Annotated in this window: 18 protein-coding genes; 11 read left to right on the forward strand and 7 right to left on the reverse strand. The window is 71.4% G+C overall.

Annotated features, from left to right (window positions below; genetic code table 11):
- Positions 1-14: 14 nt before the first annotated feature.
- From ABZ370_RS28940 to ABZ370_RS28955, 4 genes are all read right to left on the reverse strand, one after another.
- A complete protein-coding gene (locus ABZ370_RS28940) occupies positions 15-767 on the reverse strand; it encodes an amino acid ABC transporter ATP-binding protein (protein WP_358626445.1) in 753 nt (250 codons plus the stop codon).
- Between the two features lie 5 nt (positions 768-772).
- Positions 773-1,663 carry an amino acid ABC transporter permease gene (locus ABZ370_RS28945; protein WP_358626361.1) on the reverse strand — a complete coding sequence of 297 codons (891 nt, stop codon included), beginning with the start codon at positions 1,661-1,663 and terminating at the stop codon, positions 773-775.
- Positions 1,664-1,736: 73 nt separating this feature from the next.
- Positions 1,737-3,638, reverse strand: coding sequence for an FAD/NAD(P)-binding protein (locus ABZ370_RS28950; protein WP_358626363.1), 1,902 nt, complete (start codon positions 3,636-3,638; stop codon positions 1,737-1,739).
- A gap of 432 nt (positions 3,639-4,070) precedes the next feature.
- Positions 4,071-5,303 (reverse strand): DUF5685 family protein, encoded by a 1,233-nt coding sequence (locus tag ABZ370_RS28955; RefSeq protein WP_358626365.1) that lies wholly within the window; start codon positions 5,301-5,303, stop codon positions 4,071-4,073.
- A 233-nt stretch (positions 5,304-5,536) separates the two neighbouring features.
- Between ABZ370_RS28955 and sepF the strand changes: the two genes are divergently transcribed.
- The gene (gene sepF / locus ABZ370_RS28960) at positions 5,537-5,971 is read left to right on the forward strand and encodes a cell division protein SepF (protein ID WP_358626367.1); all 435 of its coding nucleotides are present in this window, start codon (positions 5,537-5,539) and stop codon (positions 5,969-5,971) included.
- 16 nt (positions 5,972-5,987) lie between these two features.
- Here sepF and ABZ370_RS28965 read toward each other — a convergent pair whose 3' ends face one another.
- Together ABZ370_RS28965 and ABZ370_RS28970 are read right to left on the reverse strand one after the other, a co-directional pair.
- Positions 5,988-7,175 (reverse strand): acyl-CoA dehydrogenase family protein, encoded by a 1,188-nt coding sequence (locus tag ABZ370_RS28965; RefSeq protein ID WP_358626369.1) that lies wholly within the window; start codon positions 7,173-7,175, stop codon positions 5,988-5,990.
- Between the two features lie 97 nt (positions 7,176-7,272).
- Positions 7,273-9,045, reverse strand: a complete 1,773-nt coding sequence (locus ABZ370_RS28970) for an MFS transporter (RefSeq protein ID WP_358626371.1) — start codon at positions 9,043-9,045, stop codon at positions 7,273-7,275.
- Between the two features lie 368 nt (positions 9,046-9,413).
- Between ABZ370_RS28970 and ABZ370_RS28975 the strand changes: the two genes are divergently transcribed.
- Complete coding sequence (locus ABZ370_RS28975) at positions 9,414-10,598, forward strand: hypothetical protein (RefSeq protein WP_358626373.1); 1,185 nt, start codon at positions 9,414-9,416, stop codon at positions 10,596-10,598.
- Between the two features lie 252 nt (positions 10,599-10,850).
- Positions 10,851-11,900, forward strand: coding sequence for a phosphatase PAP2 family protein (locus ABZ370_RS28980; protein ID WP_358626375.1), 1,050 nt, complete (start codon positions 10,851-10,853; stop codon positions 11,898-11,900).
- A 151-nt stretch (positions 11,901-12,051) separates the two neighbouring features.
- On the opposite strand, the gene ABZ370_RS28985 is transcribed toward ABZ370_RS28980, so the two are convergent.
- Positions 12,052-12,267 carry an I78 family peptidase inhibitor gene (locus tag ABZ370_RS28985; protein WP_358626377.1) on the reverse strand — a complete coding sequence of 72 codons (216 nt, stop codon included), beginning with the start codon at positions 12,265-12,267 and terminating at the stop codon, positions 12,052-12,054.
- A 338-nt stretch (positions 12,268-12,605) separates the two neighbouring features.
- Here ABZ370_RS28985 and gvpO point away from each other — a divergent pair, with 338 nt between their 5' ends.
- The 8 genes from gvpO to ABZ370_RS29025 are packed head-to-tail and all read left to right on the forward strand — an operon-like array spanning position 12,606 to position 16,106.
- Positions 12,606-12,908: a gas vesicle protein GvpO gene (gene gvpO / locus ABZ370_RS28990; RefSeq protein ID WP_358626379.1), complete on the forward strand. Its 303-nt coding sequence runs from the start codon at positions 12,606-12,608 to the stop codon at positions 12,906-12,908.
- A gap of 51 nt (positions 12,909-12,959) precedes the next feature.
- Positions 12,960-13,433, forward strand: coding sequence for a gas vesicle structural protein GvpA (locus ABZ370_RS28995; protein ID WP_358626381.1), 474 nt, complete (start codon positions 12,960-12,962; stop codon positions 13,431-13,433).
- Entirely contained in the window at positions 13,433-14,152 is a 720-nt protein-coding gene (locus ABZ370_RS29000; RefSeq protein WP_358626383.1) for a GvpL/GvpF family gas vesicle protein, read from the forward strand. The genes ABZ370_RS28995 and ABZ370_RS29000 overlap by 1 nt, the downstream gene beginning before the upstream one ends.
- Positions 14,152-14,358, forward strand: a complete 207-nt coding sequence (locus ABZ370_RS29005) for a gas vesicle protein GvpG (RefSeq protein ID WP_358626385.1) — start codon at positions 14,152-14,154, stop codon at positions 14,356-14,358. Before ABZ370_RS29000 ends, ABZ370_RS29005 begins: the two co-directional genes overlap by 1 nt.
- Positions 14,337-14,726 carry a gas vesicle protein gene (locus ABZ370_RS29010; protein ID WP_358626387.1) on the forward strand — a complete coding sequence of 130 codons (390 nt, stop codon included), beginning with the start codon at positions 14,337-14,339 and terminating at the stop codon, positions 14,724-14,726. The genes ABZ370_RS29005 and ABZ370_RS29010 overlap by 22 nt, the downstream gene beginning before the upstream one ends.
- Positions 14,723-15,634, forward strand: coding sequence for a GvpL/GvpF family gas vesicle protein (locus tag ABZ370_RS29015; protein WP_358626388.1), 912 nt, complete (start codon positions 14,723-14,725; stop codon positions 15,632-15,634). Before ABZ370_RS29010 ends, ABZ370_RS29015 begins: the two co-directional genes overlap by 4 nt.
- Complete coding sequence (locus tag ABZ370_RS29020; protein WP_358626390.1) at positions 15,631-15,831, forward strand: gas vesicle protein; 201 nt, start codon at positions 15,631-15,633, stop codon at positions 15,829-15,831. Before ABZ370_RS29015 ends, ABZ370_RS29020 begins: the two co-directional genes overlap by 4 nt.
- Entirely contained in the window at positions 15,828-16,106 is a 279-nt protein-coding gene (locus ABZ370_RS29025; RefSeq protein ID WP_358626391.1) for a gas vesicle protein K, read from the forward strand. The genes ABZ370_RS29020 and ABZ370_RS29025 overlap by 4 nt, the downstream gene beginning before the upstream one ends.
- Positions 16,107-16,131: the final 25 nt, after the last annotated feature.

Here is a 16,131-nt window from a genome sequence, read left to right on the forward strand (position 1 = left end):
GTGCATGGGGTGGTTCACAGGACCTTGGAGAGGAACGCCTTGGTGCGTTCGTGGTGGGGGTTGTCGAGCACCTCGGAGGGCGGGCCCTGCTCGACGATCCGGCCGTCGTCCATGAAGACGACGGTGTCGGCGACCTCGCGGGCGAAGCCGATCTCATGGGTGACGACGATCATCGTGGTGCCCTGGTGGGCCAGGTCCTTGATGACGTCGAGGACCTCGCCGACCAGTTCGGGGTCGAGGGCCGAGGTCGGCTCGTCGAACAGCAGCAGCTCCGGCTCCAGGGCCAGGGCGCGGGCGATGGCCACCCGCTGCTGCTGCCCGCCGGAGAGCTGCCGGGGGTACGCGGACGACTTGTCCGCGAGGCCGACGCGGGCGAGCAGCGTCTCGGCGGTCTCCACCGCCTGCTTCCTGGAGCGGCCCAGGGCGGACACCGGGGCCTCGGTGATGTTCTCCAGGACGGTCAGATGCGGGAACAGGTTGAAGTTCTGGAAGACGAAGCCGATCCGGGTGCGCTGCTTGAGGATGTCGCGCTCGCGCAGCTCGTACAGCTTGTCGTTCTTCTTGCGGTAGCCGACCAGCGTCCCGGCGACACTGATCCAGCCGCTGTCCACCTTCTCCAGGTGGTTGATGGTGCGCAGCAGCGTGGACTTGCCGGAGCCGGACGGGCCGAGGACGACGGCCACCTCTCCGGTGCGTACCTCCAGATCGATGCCGCGCAGCACCTCCAGCGGCCCGAAGCTCTTGTGGACGGAGCGGATGTCGACCATGGCGGTCATCGGGTGGCTCCCCGGGAGAAATGGCGCTCGACGTAGTACTGGGCGATCGAGAGCAGAGTGGTCAGGATGATGTACCAGACGGTCGCGACCATCAGGAGCGGTACGACGCGGCCGTTGCGCCCGTAGATGACCTGCACCTGGTAGAAGAGTTCGCCGATCGCCATGACGGAGACGATCGAGGTGCCCTTGAACAGGGAGATGACCTCGTTGGCGGCGTTCGGCAGGATCGAGCGCATCGCCTGCGGCAGCACGATGCGGCGCAGCTGCCGCAGCCGGGGGATGCCGAGGGCGGCGGCCGCCTCCAGCTGTCCGGGGTCGACGGCGAGGACGCCGCCGCGCACGATCTCGGCCGCGTACGCCGCCTGGTGCAGGGCGAGTCCGAGGACGGCCGCGCTCATCGCGCCGACCAGTCCGGCGGTGTCGAAGGAGAAGAAGCCGGGCCCGAACGGGATGCCGAAGTCGAGCTCCTTGTAGAGATAGGTGAGGTTGAACCAGAAGAGCAGCTGGACGATGAGCGGGATGGAGCGGAACGCCCAGATGTAGGTGAAGGCGACCGACTTCAGGAACGGGCTCGCGGACAGCCGCATAAAGGCCAGGACGATACCGAGGGCGAAGCCGATCGCGGTGCCGTAGAAGGTCAGCTGAAGGGTGATCCAGACGGCCTTGAGGATGGTCTCGGTGGTGAAGAAATCGGCGAAGACGTCCCATTCCCAGCCGGGGTTGGTCACCAGCCCGTGGGCGAACTGGGCGACCAGTACGGCCGTCACGGCGACGGCGGCCCAGCGCCAGGGGTGGCGTACGGGCACGACCTTGAGCGCGGAGTATTCATCGGGCGGCGCGGCGCGTCCGGGCGCCTTGTTCAGGGGTGGGTCGGAGGTCAGAGACACGGGTGTCCTTAGGCGAAGGGTTTTCGGGAGCGAAGGGCTTTCGGGAGGCGAAAGGTATTCGGGGGAAGCGGGCTCAGACGGTGAGCGGGGCGCGACAGGACAGCTCGCGCAGACACCGCAGCAGGGCGCGCGCGGTCGCGTCGTTCTGCCGGAACGCGGGGGCGTTGGTCCGGGGCCGGGCGAAGGCGCCGGAGGAGCGGCCGTCGGTGTACGGGCCGAGCGCGAAGCGGCGCGGATGGGGGCGGCCCGCCCGGTCCAGGACCCGGGCGTCGTCCGGGCTGACGGCGAGCAGCCCCGCGGGGGTGGCGGCCGCGCCGTCCCGGTGGAGCGCGCGCAGCAGCGGATCGCGGGAGCGGTCGACCGTCGGCTCCGGCAGCCGCGCCTCGACCAGGGCGCGGGTCTCGACTCCGCTCCCGGGGACGCTGGTGCTCCGGGCCCGGAACACCCTGCGGCGCGGGTCGGTCTCCACGGTCATCCCGGCGCCGAGGAAGCGGACGACCCCGGCGCGGGACAGCGCGAGGAGCTGTTCGAGGCGCGGCCCGGGCGGACCGGAGGCGAGATAGCTGAAGAAGCCGTGCCACCAGCCGCCGTCGCCGAGGTCCCCGAGCCGGGTGAGCTGGCCGTAGACGGAGAGCAGGGCGAGGAAGACGGCCAGGTCGGTGCTGTGCGCGGGGTCGTGGCGGCGGGCGAGATCGGCCTCGATGTAGCCGCGCAGCCCCTCCTGGAGGGCGTCATGGCCGGGGAAGCGCAGCCCGTCGAGCGGATGGTCGAGGGCGTCGAGGTCGAGCCGGTCGGCCGGGTCGGGGACGGCGGCGGCCACCAGGGCGTGCAGTTCGGCGCTGCCGGGCGGGCAGGCGGCGTAACTCTCCTCGAAGTCGCTCCAGTCGGCGGCCGTGCGCTCCGGGTGGACGGTGAACAGCCGGTGGTAGTGGGCGAATCCGAGTTCTTTGTCGATCAGTGGCCGGATGTCGCGCCGGAAGTCGGGCGGCGTGGGGCGCCGCCGCAACGCCTCGACCTGGGCGGGGCCGAAGAAGCGGGGTACGGGCGGCCGTTCGCCGGACAGCTGGTAGCCGATCTTGGCGTGGTACGGGACGCCTCGGCGGGAGCCGACGTACAGCACGGGTTCGCGCCCGGAGGGCCGGTAGACCGGCTCTCCGTCGGGCCCGTGCTCGTACCGTCCGCCGCGCCCCTCGGTGACCAGCGCCATCAGGTCGACGAAGGCGAGGCCGAAGCCGCGGACGATGACCGGTTCACCGGGCCGCAGCCCGCTCAGATCGCTGTCGGCGGTGAACTCGGGCGGCAGGTGGACGAGGTGGTGTTCGGCGGCGAACGCGGCCAGCGCACGCTGTTCGGGGCCGGGTTCGGCGTCGAGGTGGCCGAGGGCGAGGACCACGGCGTCCCCGGCGAGCGGGGTGGCGCGCCCTTCCAGCCACACCTGCTGGCGGCCGTCCCGCGGCCCGGTGACCCGTACGGCGCGGCACCGGTGTTCCTGGACGGTGATCCCGGGCGGCAGGGCGGCCACCGACCGCTTGTACACCCAGTGCAGATAGGCGCTCTGCAGCCGCCGGGTGGCGAAGCCGCGGCCGGTCAGCGCCGTGGCCTCGGCGACGATCTCGGGCGGCAGGGCGGCCAGTTCGGCGGCGGGCAGCGCCCCGCGGCGAACCCGGTCGGCCCATGCGGCGAGGGAGGGGCCGGGGCGGACCGGACCGTCCTGTTCCACCGACTCGTCGCTGAAGATGGTGATGTCCTCGGCCATGGAGTTCATCCACAGCAGCGGGGACTGGTCGGGGCGCCAGACACGGCCGCGGCCGTGCGGATGCGGATCGACCAGGTGGAGGGTGACCGGGGTGCCGTCGCCGTACAGTTCCGGCGCGTTGGCCGCGAGGCGCTCCACGAGCCCGATGGCACGCGGGCCCGCGCCGACGATGACGACGGCGTACGGCGGTCGGGAAGGGAGGTCCGGGGTGGCGGACATGCGAAGGCTCCGTGAGTTCGTAAGTGAACACACGCATTGCCTTGACACACACGGAAGCCGAGCCCCTCAGCACGGCGTGACGCCGAGGTTAAGGCGTCTCCACCGTCCGTTGTCAAGGCTGTCCGAACTGTGAGCGGCGCGTCTCACGGCGGTTGACGCAGAAGCGGAAGGCTGCTCCACTTACTCCCATGTACTCATGGCAGCGACTGGTCACGCGCGACCACATCGACTTCGGTCGGGTGTGGTCGTCGTCCTGTTCGGGCTGACGCCGCCCGCCTCCGCTGCCCCTGGGGCTCTTGAGGCTTCGCCTGCCCACCGGCCGTGCCGGTGTGGCCGTCACATCCGCGTCGTCACGCGCCTTCACACACGCTTCCGCGCTTCACCCCTCCCCTCGCACAGCCAGTTTTCGCACGGCCTGTTTCGGAGCGTCGGCTAGCAGCCGCAATCGCAGCCGCAGTCACAACCGTCACAGCAGTTGCCGCAGCAGTCACCACAGTTGCTGCAACAGTCACAGTCACAACAGTCCGAGCAGTCGTCGCACTTGTGGCACCAGCCCTCGCGCGGCTCCCCCGACCACGGGTCGTGATACGGATCACGGCAGCACACCTGGCAGGTACAGAAGAGCCCGGTCCACACCGCGCACCCGGCCATCAGGCCACGCCGCCTGCCCCGGTCCGGCGGCTCGGGCGGAGTACCACCGGGACCGCCGGGCCCCGGCGGGGTGATCCACGGCGACTGCGGCGGCGGCGCGCCCTGGGACGACTCCGGGGCGTCCCCGGTCGGCCCGGTGTGCGTACACGCTGTGGTGCCGAACGCCCGGTCCACCGCGCGCGGCAGCTCATGCGCCAGCAGCACATGGGCAAGCTTGCCGGACCGCTTGCTCGCGAATGCGACGTCCTGGAGCGCCAGCCGTACCCCGCGCACCGCGTCGTCGCACAGCCGGCGCGCCTCGGCGAGGTCCGCCCCGGTGGCCGTGATCGGGTTCCAGGCACCCGTAGCGGCGTCCTCGCCCAGGTCCTCGACCGCGTCCAGCAGATGCGCGAGCCTGCCGAAGAGCCGTCCCACCTCCTCCAGCGGCGCCCGGTTGCCGGGCTTTCCGGCCAGTACGGCGGTGTGTCCGAAAGCCGCGGCGGTCGCGGTCTCGGTCGGCTCCGTGATCGTCAGCAGCGAGGTACCGGCCACGGCCAGCTCCTCTATCTCCTGCTGCCGCCCGACCGCGTCCAGCAGCACGGCCGTGTCGAAGCCGACCTCGGCACCGCTGCGGGCCCCCGCCCGGTCCCACCGCCCGGCCACCCGGCGGGCGGCCGCGGCGACCGGCCGACGGGCCAACGCGCCGTCGCCGTCGGCCACATGGTCCCGTACCTTCGCGGAGGCCAGCACCAGCGAGACGGTCGCCGCGAGCCGCGCGCCCTCGCCCCGGGCCACCGACGCGGTACGCATCCCGCGCAGCGGACACGGCCCCGCGGTGCGCCGCCAGCCGTCGGAGCGACCGGCCTGAGCCTCCACCAGAACGGATATGACCAGCCCGTCGTAGTTGGTGGCCAGGCGGGCGAACTGACCGTGGTCACCGCGCAGCGCGAGGCACAACCCGCACAGATGCGCCATCCATTCCGTCCGCAGGTTTTGTGACAGCCGGTGCCGACAAGGCCGGATAATGCCAAACAAAACTGTCCCCGTTCACCCGTACGTCCCCGGTGTCACCCGTCCGGCCTGCGGAGTCTATCCAGCGCTCCGTCAGCCCCCTTCATCAGGTGTGACCCTGATATGGCGCCAAACGTTGTGCACCGGTAACGTCACAAATCCGCTGTGCGGCCGCAATCCACGTGGCACATCATCCGCATCATGGACGACGATAGAGGGGCGGACAGTACACACCGTCAAGAGGAGAGGAGGCGTCCATGGGATCGGTGCGCAAGGCGAGCGCTTGGCTTGGCCTCGTCGACGACAGCGATGACGAGCGCTACTACGACGACGACTACGCCGAGGGACCCGAGCCCGGCGACTCCTGGGTGACCGACCCGCGGGTGCGGGTGGCCGACCAGGCCGCACACGACCAGGGCACGCGGATCGCGACGGTCACCCCGGACGGATTCCGGGACGCCCGCGGAATCGGTGAGATGTTCCGGGAGGGCATTCCGGTCATCGTCAACCTGACGACGATGGACTCCGCCGACGCCAAGCGCGTGGTGGACTTCGCCGCCGGGCTGACGTTCGGGCTCCGCGGCTCCATCGAGCGCGTCGCCAACCGCGTCTTCCTCCTCACCCCCGCCGACTACCAGATCGTCACGGGGGAGTCCAACCGCGGCATCGGCGGCTTCTTCAACCAGAGCTGAGCTCGGCAAGGCCGCCTCACCGGAAGGCATCCAGACCGGTGAGCGCCTTGCCGAGTACCAGTTGGTGCATTTCGACGGTGCCCTCGTAGGTGAGCACCGATTCCAGATTCGTCGCGTGCCGCATCACGGGGTACTCCAGGGAGATCCCGTTGGCGCCCAGGATGGTCCGGGCCGTACGGCAGATCTCGATCGCCTCGCGCACGTTGTTCAGCTTGCCGAAGCTGACCTGCTCCGGCCGCAGCCGCCCCGCGTCCATCCGCCGCCCGAGATGGTGGGCGAGCAGCACGCCCTTGTGCAGTTCCAGCGCCATGTCGGCGAGCTTGGCCTGGGTGAGCTGGAAGCCACCGATGGGCCGCCCGAACTGCTCCCGGGTCCGGGCGTACTCCAGCGCCGAGCCGAAGGACGCGCGCGCCGCGCCCAGCGCGCCCCAGATGATGCCGTAGCGGGCGTGGCTCAGACAGCTCAGCGGTCCGCGCAACCCCGTGACCTCGGGGAGGGCGGCGTCGGCGGGCAGCCGCACCTCGTCCAGGACCAGTTCGCTGGTGACCGAGGCGCGCAGCGACCATTTGTGCTTGATCTCGGGGGCGGAGAAGCCGGGCGCGTCGGTGGGGACGACGAAGCCGCGGATGCCCTCGTCGGTGCGGGCCCAGACCACCGCGACCCCGGCCACCGAGCCATTGGTGATCCACATCTTGCGGCCGGTCAGCACCCAGTCCGTGCCGTCCCGCTTGGCGTGGGTGCGCATACCGGCCGGGTCGGAGCCGTGGTCCGGTTCGGTCAGCCCGAAGCAGCCGATGACCTCGCCGGACGCCATCCGCGGCAGCCACTGTTGCTTCTGCTCCTCGGAGCCGAAGCGGTGGATGGCGTACATGGCGAGCGAGCCCTGCACCGAGACCAGGGAGCGAATCCCGGAGTCGGCGGCCTCCAGCTCCAGACAGGCCAGCCCGTACTGGACGGCGCTGGCGCCCGCGCAGCCGTACCCGGTGAGGGACATGCCGAGCGCGCCGAGGGAACCGAGTTCGCGGGTCAGCTCCCGGATGCCGGGCAGTTCGCCGCGCTCGTACCAGTCGGCGATATGGGGCAGGACGCGGTCGGCGGCCCACTGCCGCACGGTGGTCCGGACCGCCAGGTCCTCCGGCTCCAGCAGATCGTCGATGCCCAGCGGGTCGTCGGGGTCGAACGGCGGCAGGGTGCCAGCGGACATGGGTAGCGACCTCCGGTTCGGTGTGGCTTCCGGCCGCTGACGCTACGGCCGGGTAACGCCTGCCGTCCAGACCGTGTGGATCAGCCGGGGACCGGGGTCAGCCCCGGGATTCGGCGCCGACGACGGCGGCCGGGTCGCGGCGCGACGGAATGTCCGGCGCGTCCGGTGTGTCCGCCGCGTCCATGACTTCCGGGGCTTCCGGGACCTCGGGGGCGTCCGCGGACCGAGCCCCGGCGCGGTGCGTGCCGTCCGCGTCCTTGTGGCCGGTCTTGTCGGCGTCCTTATGGCCGTCCTCGTCGTCGGACGCGCATTCCATGGTCTTCGGCAGCCGCAGCGCGGCCAGCGCGCCCGTCAGCAGCAGACCGGCGCTGACGGCGAGCGTCACATGCAGACCGTGGACGAAGGAGGCGCGGGCCGCGGCCAGCAGCGCGGCCCCGGCCTTCCCGCCGAGCTGGGCGGAGACGTCGTACGCCGCACCCAGCGACTGACTCGCGTCCGCGCTGGCCCGGCCGGGCACCCCGGGCACCGAGGAGACGCCCGGCTTGTAGGCGGCGTTCATGACACTGCCCAGGAGAGCTATGCCGATCCCGGCGCCGAGCTGGTAGGAGGTCTCGCCGATGGCGGCGGCGCCGCCCGCCGACTTGGCGGAGGCCTCGTTGAGCATGGACTCGTACGCGCTGAACAGCGTGGTCTCCAGGCCGAAGCCGAGGACGACGAACCCGGCCACGAGCAGCGCGGGCTGGTCGGACTGGCCCAGGGTGATCAGCGACAGGACGCCGACGGCGGTGAGTACGAAGCCGAGCGCCACCATCATGCGGGGACCGAGCCGCTGAAGCATCCGGGAGCCGACGAGTCCGGCGGCCATGGCGGCGAAGGTGAGCGGCAACAGCCTCAGCCCGGTCTCCAGCGGGGTGAGCCCCAGGACGAGCTGAAGGTACTGCGCCGCTATCAGCTCCAGGCCGACGAGCGCGAGCAGCGCGACCACGATGCAGCCGACGGAGATCGAGAAGGCGGGCCGGGCGAACAGCTTGAGGTCGACCAGCGGATGCGTACGGCGCCGCTGGCGGCGGACGAAGAGCACCAGCACCACCAGCCCCACCAGGACCGGGGTGCCGGTGAGGACGTCCAGCACCCCCTCGCCGCTGCCCATCCGCTTCACCCCGAAGACCAGGCAGAACAGCCCGGCGGCGGCCATGAGCGCGCCCAGCACGTCCCAGGGTCCGTTCCGTTCGCCGGTGGACTCGGGCAGCAGCCAGCGGCCGACCGGCAGCGCCACGGCCATCAGCGGGAGGTTGACCAGGAAGACCGAGCCCCACCAGAAGTTCTCGACCAGGAAGCCGCCGAGCAGCGGGCCGACGGCCGCGCCGACCGCCGCGACCGCGCTCCAGACGCCGATGGCCATGGCCCGCTCCCGGCGGTCCGGGAAGACCTGGCGCAGTATCGACAGCGTCGCGGGCATGATCATCGCGCCGCCGACGCCCAGCAGGGCGCGGGCCACGATGAGGATCTGCGGGGTGGCGGCGAAGGCCGCAAGCGCCGAGGCGGCGCCGAAGAACGCGTAGCCGAGCAGCAGCACCCGGCGGCGGCCGACCCGGTCGCCGAGGGTGCCGAAGAGGATCAGCAGCGAGGCGCAGACCAGGGGGTAGGCGTCCACGATCCACAGCAGTTCGATCGCGCCGGGCCGCAGGTCCTCGGTCACCGCCGGAACGGCGACGTGCAGCACGGTCGCGTCCACGGCGACGAGCAGCAGGCTGACGCAGAGCACGAGGAGCACGATCCAGCGGTTCGCGCCGCCGCCCGCCTCGATACCGCGCCATTGCCGGGGAACGGCCGCCGACCGCCGAGCGCGGGCCGTGGTCGTCCCGGACATGTACGCACCTCCCTGGTCTTGCGCTCGCGTCGCGCCGGGACGGGACGAACGTCACTTCATAGGGACGTCCGGCGGCCCGGCGACGAAGGCACGAGTGGAGAGGTCAGGGTACGCGAGTCGCCGCGCGCGACGTGTGCCGCAGGTCATGTTGCGGGCATCGCCGCAGGTGAAGGCGGTGGAGTACGTTCCGCCGTTCCCCTTTTGCCCCCGTCTCCCCACAGTCCCCTTCCCATATGCCGACCGTACGCCGCCCGTACGCCGCCCGCCTCCGGTGGCCCCCGGCCGTCCTTCCGCCGTCCGCCCGCTGTTCGTCCGCCGGTTATCCACAGGCCCGGCGGGCCCGGGAAACATCCCCGATAATCATCGCCGTGACTGATCTCGCCCAAGCCGACACCGCGCCGTCCGGCGCCGGGCGGCCGGGCGGCGTGGCACTCGCCACGCTGCGCCGGGCCGCCCCGGCGCTGCTGCTGTACGCCGGCACGCGCGTCCTCGGCCTCGTGGTTCTCGCGGTCTGGGGGGCGGCTGCGGACAGGAGTCCGCACCAGCTCCTCTCGGCCCGCTGGGACTCGCTCTGGTACGCCCGCATCGCCGAGGAGGGATACGGCTACACGATCCATCTGGCCGATGGCTCGGTCCACTCCAATCTGGCGTTCTTCCCGCTGCTCCCCTGGCTGGAGCGCGGTATAGCGGCCGTGACACCGCTGACCGTGCCGGACGCGGGGCTGGTCGTGAGCGCGGTCACCTCGCTGCTGGCCGCGTGGGGGATCTTCGCGGTCGGCGACCTGGTGTACGGGCGCCGGGTGGGGATCGCCCTCGCCGTGCTGTGGGGCGCGCTGCCGGTCGGGATCGTGCAGTCGATGGCGTATTCGGAGTCGCTCTTCACGGCGCTGGCCGCCTGGTCGGTGTACGCGGTGCTGACCCGGCGCTGGGTGTGGGCGGGGGTCCTCGCGGCGCTCGCGGGGCTCACCCGGCCGGTGGGGGCGGCGGTGGTCGCCGCGGTGTGGATCACGGCGGCGGTGGAGCTGCTGCCCGGCGGGCGGTGGCGCCAGGCGCCGCGTACCCATCGGCGCCTGCTGGCCGGGCTGGTGATCGCCCCGCTGGGCTGGCTGGGCTATGTGGTCTGGGTGGGGATGCGGACCGACAGCCCGACCGGCTACTTCGACGTCCAGAACGGCTGGGGGAACGGTTTCGACGGCGGGCTGGCCTTCGCGGCCTTCATCGGCGGGCTGCTGGTGCAGCCGCCGTTCGTCGCCGGAATCGGGCTGCTCCTCGGCGTGGCCGCGCTGATCTGGCTGTACGTGTGCTGCATACGGCAGCGCCAGCCGCTGCCGCTGCTGGTGTACGGCGGCGCGGTGCTCGTCCTCGCGCTGGCCGCCAAGGGGTACTTCGGCTCGAAGCCGCGGCTGCTCATACCCGCCTTCCCGGTGCTGGTCCCGCTCGCGATCGCGCTGGCCCGGCTGCGCCCGGCGCGCACGGCGCTGGTCCTGGGCTCGGTGGCGGTGGGCTCCGCGGTGTACGCGGCCTGGTGGCTGCATGGCTCGGGACCGCCGTGACGCCCGGGCGACGCCCCGGGAAACAGTGAGGAACGCCACGGCCAATCGCCGATAAACACCCCTGTAAGAATTCTATAAAGAGATCGCGGATCGCTGATAGGAACGCCAGCGCACAAATGCGCCCGGGCCTCGTGCATTCCTTGGAAAGGGGCGGCCAAAAGCTGCCCGACGAGACGCACCCCACATCACATCGTCATCACAAAGCGACCTGATCGACTGAACCCCCCTGTCACGCAATGTAACGTCGATTAGGTGCGTACCGAAGACAAGCTCCTCAAGGAGGAGCGACCTACCGATCTCGCGCGGCGCGATCTCGCGCGACCGCGGATGACCCGAACACGCTTCTGGCTGCTCGGAACCACCCTCGCGGTCTATGCCGCGACCGTGATCGGCGTGCTCACCACCTCATGGCTGGTGAAGCTCGACTGGCAGATCATGCTCTTCCGGCCCTACAAGCAGTGGCCGGAGTTCCACATGCTCCTGGACTACTTCGTGGTGATGGGCCAGCGCGGTCCCACCGCGGTGGCGGTCGCCGCCTGGCTGGGGTGGTGCTGCTACCAGCAACGGACCTTGCGGCCGGGGCTGGTACTGGGCACCTCACTGCTGCTGCTGAACATCACCGTGGGCGCCGTGAAGATCGGCTTCGGGCGGCTCGGCCCGCACTACGCGACGAGCGTCGGCTCCAATGAGATGTGGGACATCGGCGATATATTTCCTTCGGGTCACACCGCGAACGCCGTGGTCACCTGGGGTGTGCTGGCCTATCTGGCGACCACTCCCCTGGCCCGCAGGGTCGCCTCGCTGATCGCCGCGGGCTTCGCCTTCGGCGTTGGCATGACAACCGTCTACCTCGGTACCCACTGGCTGAGCGACGTGGTGCTGGGCTGGGCCGCCGGGGTGCTGGTCCTGCTGGCCCTGCCGTGGCTGGAGCCCGCGATGGCCCGTGCCGAGGCGCTGGTGCTGGGCCTGTACCGGCGGCTGCGCGACGGCAGGGCGCCGGTGCGCGTACCCTCCGCACGGCCTGCCCCCGGCCCCGACCTGGCCACACCGTGGGCGGCGGCGCGCGACGACGGGTCCCCGGTGCGCGAGCCGGTGAGCGTGGTCGGCCGGCCGGGCGCCTCCGGGCGGGTGCCCGAGGCGCGCCCGCACCACGCGGGGCGGCAGCACACCGTCCGCTCCGAGCGCACCCCGGTCACCCCGGTCGGCAGCCGCCGTCCGCCGCACGCCGACCGCGTGCCCCGCACCACGACCCCGTTCGGCCCCTCGGCCGGGCGCGGCCGCACCCCCGCCACCGGCGGCTAGCCGCCCGGCGCACCGCGGGCCGGTACGCACACCCCCGCGGCCCGCAGCGCAACGACGGCCCAGCGCCACGGAAACGGCCCCGGAAGCTCCTGAGAGAGCTTCCGGGGCCGTTTCCGTGCCCGCGGGCCGGGCGGGATACGGAAGGCGCGCGTCAACCGCGCCAGCAGCGCCGCACGGCGTCGTCGGCGACCTCGAAATTAATACGGCCGCGCAGATACTCCATCGTGATGATCGCGCCCGGCGGAAGCGCCCGCACGGTGGTCCAGCCACGCTCGCGCGCCACATCCTCGGCGGCCCGGGCATCGAGCCCCACATAACTGTCGAGGTCGTCATCGGGTTCGGCCGGAAGGTTCGGTACAGGTCCCATGACAGCCACGGTAGGCGCAGCCGAAGTCATTCGTCACACTTGTGTCACAGAAAACACGCCCGGGTTTGTCATCGACTTTGTCACTCTTACGAGCCGCGTGTTGACGTCCGAAAGATGACGGAGAGTTTTCGTCGATATCCCTTGTCAAAGGCGAGGCTCTGGTATGGACCGGAGGCCTCCCATGACATGTCCCGAGGGGAATTCACCGGCCACGGGAATATGCCACCGCTGATCGGGCACCCGGCATCCGGAGCGCACAATTCCGACACAAATCGGGGAATTCGAACCCCGAGGTTTACCCCGCCGGGACCGCGGTACCCGGCGCCATCGAGGCGAACATGACAGACGCATCCGATGGAACCCGCAAGAAGACGGCGACCGGTGGCCCGAGCCCACTGGCGCTCCTGCGATCCGCCCGGGAACAGCTCACCGAACTGACGGGCCTGTACCCCGAGTCGATGCCCCGTCTGGAGGAGACCGACGAGGGCTGGGTCCTGGACGTCGAGGTGGTGGAGCTGGCCAGGGTGCCGGAGACGATGAGCCTGATGGCCCTGTACGAGGTGACGCTCGACGCGGACGGCCAGCTCACCGGCTACCGCCGCATCCGCCGTTACGAGCGCGGGCGAAGTGACCGCGGCTGACCGGCAAGGGGGAACGGCCGGCCCGGCCGGACACGAGAGGACACACACGAGATGACCACGGTTGTTCCGGCACAACAGGGCAGGGGCGGGGGCGGCAGCAGCGGCCTCTACGATGTCCTGGAACTGATCCTCGACCGCGGCCTGGTGATCGACGCGTTCATCCGCGTCTCCCTGGTCGGCATCGAGATCCTCAAGATCGATATCCGCGTCGTGGTGGCGAGCGTCGACACCTACCTCCGGTTCGCCGAGGCGTGCAACCGCCTCGACCTGGAGTCCGGGCCGAACAAGTCCCCCGGCATCCCCGAGATCCTCGAGGGCGCCACCGAGAGCGGCGCCCGCAGCAAGACCAAGGGCGCGCTGTCCGGGGCCGGTGAGACCGTCTCCAAGGCCGCCCACTCGGTGGCCGATGCGCTCCGGGGCGACGAGGAGCCCGAGCCAGAGGAAGCGCCCGCGCGCACCCGCTCCCGGCGCCCGGCGGCCCGCAAGTCGGGTCAGTCCGCGTCGCGGAAGGCGGAGGAGAGCTGATGAGCACCTATGTGTACGGGATCGCCCGCGGCTCCCTCCCGGACCTGGGCGACACGCTGCTCGGCATCGGCGATCCACCGCTGCCGGTCCGCGCCCTGAACGAGGGCGAGCTGGCCGCGATCGTCAGCGACTGCCCGCCGGAGCTGAAGCCCCGGCGCCGCGATCTGCTGGCCCACCAGCACGTGCTGACCGAGATGAGCGACAAGCGCTCGGTGCTGCCGATGCGGTTCGGCTCGGTCTCCGCCAGCGACGAGGACGTCCGCTCGGTGCTGCACCAGCACGCCGACCGCTATGAGGACCAGCTCCAACGGCTGGCCGACCGGGTGGAGTACAACGTCAAGGCGGTGCACGACGAGGACGCGGTGCTCCACCAAGTGCTCTCCGAGGAGCCGGAGTTGCGGCAGATGGCCGAGGCCAACCGGGCCGCCGGCGGCGGCACCCACGAGGAGCGGATGCGCTTCGGCGAGCTGGTGGCGAACGCGGTACGGGCCAGTGAGGTGCGCGACGCGCGGATCGTGGAGGAGGCGCTCGCCCCCACCGTCGAGGCGGCGCGTCCCGGCCCGGAGGGCGGCGGCTGGTTCCTGAGCCTGTCGCTGCTGCTGGCCAAGGACGGCGCCGAACCGCTGCTGGAGGCGGTCGCCGACCTGGAGAGCACCCACCCCTGGATGAAGCTGCGGGTGAACGGCCCGCTGCCGCCCTACAGCTTCGTCGAATCCTGATGCTGCTGATCGGCTGGGTGCTCGGACAGGTGCTCGCGGCGGCGGAACGCGAGTACTACGACCCGGCCGCGATCCAGCGCGAGCTGATGGCCCTGGCGACGCGGCTGGAGGACGGGGAGATCGACGAGGCGGAGTTCGAGCAGCGGGAGGACGTGCTGCTCGACCGGCTGGAGGAGGCGCAGCAATGGGCGAACGGGACCCTGTGACCACCGCGTACGGCTCACCCTCGGCGTCATCGGCGTACGGATCGTCGGCGCCATACGGTGCGCCCGGCGGGTCCGGGCTCGCCACCCGTGGTGAATCGGCCAACCTCGCCGACATCCTGGAGCGGGTGCTCGACAAGGGCGTGGTCATCGCGGGCGACATCCGCATCAATCTGCTCGACATCGAACTCCTCACGATCAAGCTGCGGCTGATCGTGGCCTCCGTCGACAAGGCCAAGGAGATGGGCATCGACTGGTGGGAGCACGACCCGTCGCTGTCGTCGCGCGCCCGCCGCGACCCGGCGTCCGTACCGGCGTCCGCACCGGCACCGCCGGTGGAGAACGGCACGAGCGAGGAGGCGCCCGGATGACCGACGCGACCCACCTGAGCGAAGCGGCCGAAGCAGCCGAAGCGACGGAAACGACCGCGCCGACCGCGCCGACCGCGGCGGCCGAAGCGGCCGAAGCGACCGAAGCGACCGAAGCGACCGAAGCGACCGGAACGCTGGAGTACGCGTACGCCGTCGTCCGCGAGGCCGACATCCCGCGCACCGCCCTGGAACCGGTGCGCGGGGTCGCGGGCGAACCGGTGCGCGCCGTCCGCCATCTGGGGCTCGCCGTGCTGACGGGCCCCGTACCGGCCGCCGACTTCGACGCGGAGCCGCTGCGCGCGCGGCTGGAGGACCTGGCGTGGCTGGAGGGAGTCGCCCGCGCCCATCAGCGGGTGGTCGACACCGCCGGGGCGGACACCTGCGTCATCCCGGTCCGGATGGCCACCGTCTGCCGTGGCGAGGACGGGCTGCGGCGGATGCTCGCCACCGGCCGGGACCGGTTCACGGCGGCGCTGGACCGGCTGGAGGGCCGGGTGGAGTGGGGCGTCAAGGTGTACGCGGCGTCCGTCCCGGCCGAGGAGCCGCCCGCCGAGCCCTCGGCCGCCGCCTCGGGCCGCGACTATCTGCGCCGCCGCAGCGCGCAGCGGCGCGCCTCCGAACAGCGCTGGGAGCACACGGAGGAGGGCGCGCGCCGGGTGCACGAGACGCTCACCGCGCTCGCCGAGGGCGCCCGGCTGCATTCGCCGCAGGACGTACGGCTGTCCGGGGAGGCGGCTCGCAATGTGCTCAACGCGGCGTACCTCGTCCCGGGCGAGGACAGCGAGGTGTTCGCGGAGCGGGTGGGCGAGCTGGCCGGGCGCGAGAGCGGGCTGCGGCTGGAGCTGACCGGCCCGTGGGCGCCGTACTCCTTCGTCGCCGCCGAGGGCAACGAACGGGCCGAGCCATGACCACGAGCCCGCTCGCGCACCGGCAGATCGCCCTGGTGGACCTGCTGGACCGGCTGCTCGCGGGCGGCGTCGTCATCACCGGCGACGTGACCCTGCGCATCGCCGACGTGGACCTCGTACGCATCGATCTGCGCGCGCTCATCAGCTCGGTGAACGAGAACGTGCCGTCCCCCTGGGACGGATGGGAGGAACCGTGAGCCGGAAGGTGGAGCTGGACCAGGACACGGTCGAGCGCGATCTGATGAAGCTGGTGCTGACCGTCGTCGAGCTGCTCCGGCAGCTGATGGAACGGCAGGCGCTGCGCCGGGTGGACCAGGGCGATCTGACCGAGGACCAGGAGGAGCGGATCGGGCAGACCCTGATGCTGCTGGAGGACCGTATGGGGACGCTGTGCGACCGCTACGGCATCGAGGAGTCCGACCTGAACCTCGACCTCGGGCCGCTCGGCCCGCTGCTGCCCCCAAGGGAGTGACAGCGCCCTGAGAGCGTGACACCTG

It is taken from the genome of Streptomyces sp. NPDC005962 (genome assembly GCF_040629205.1).
In the GTDB taxonomy this organism is placed as follows: domain Bacteria; phylum Actinomycetota; class Actinomycetes; order Streptomycetales; family Streptomycetaceae; genus Streptomyces.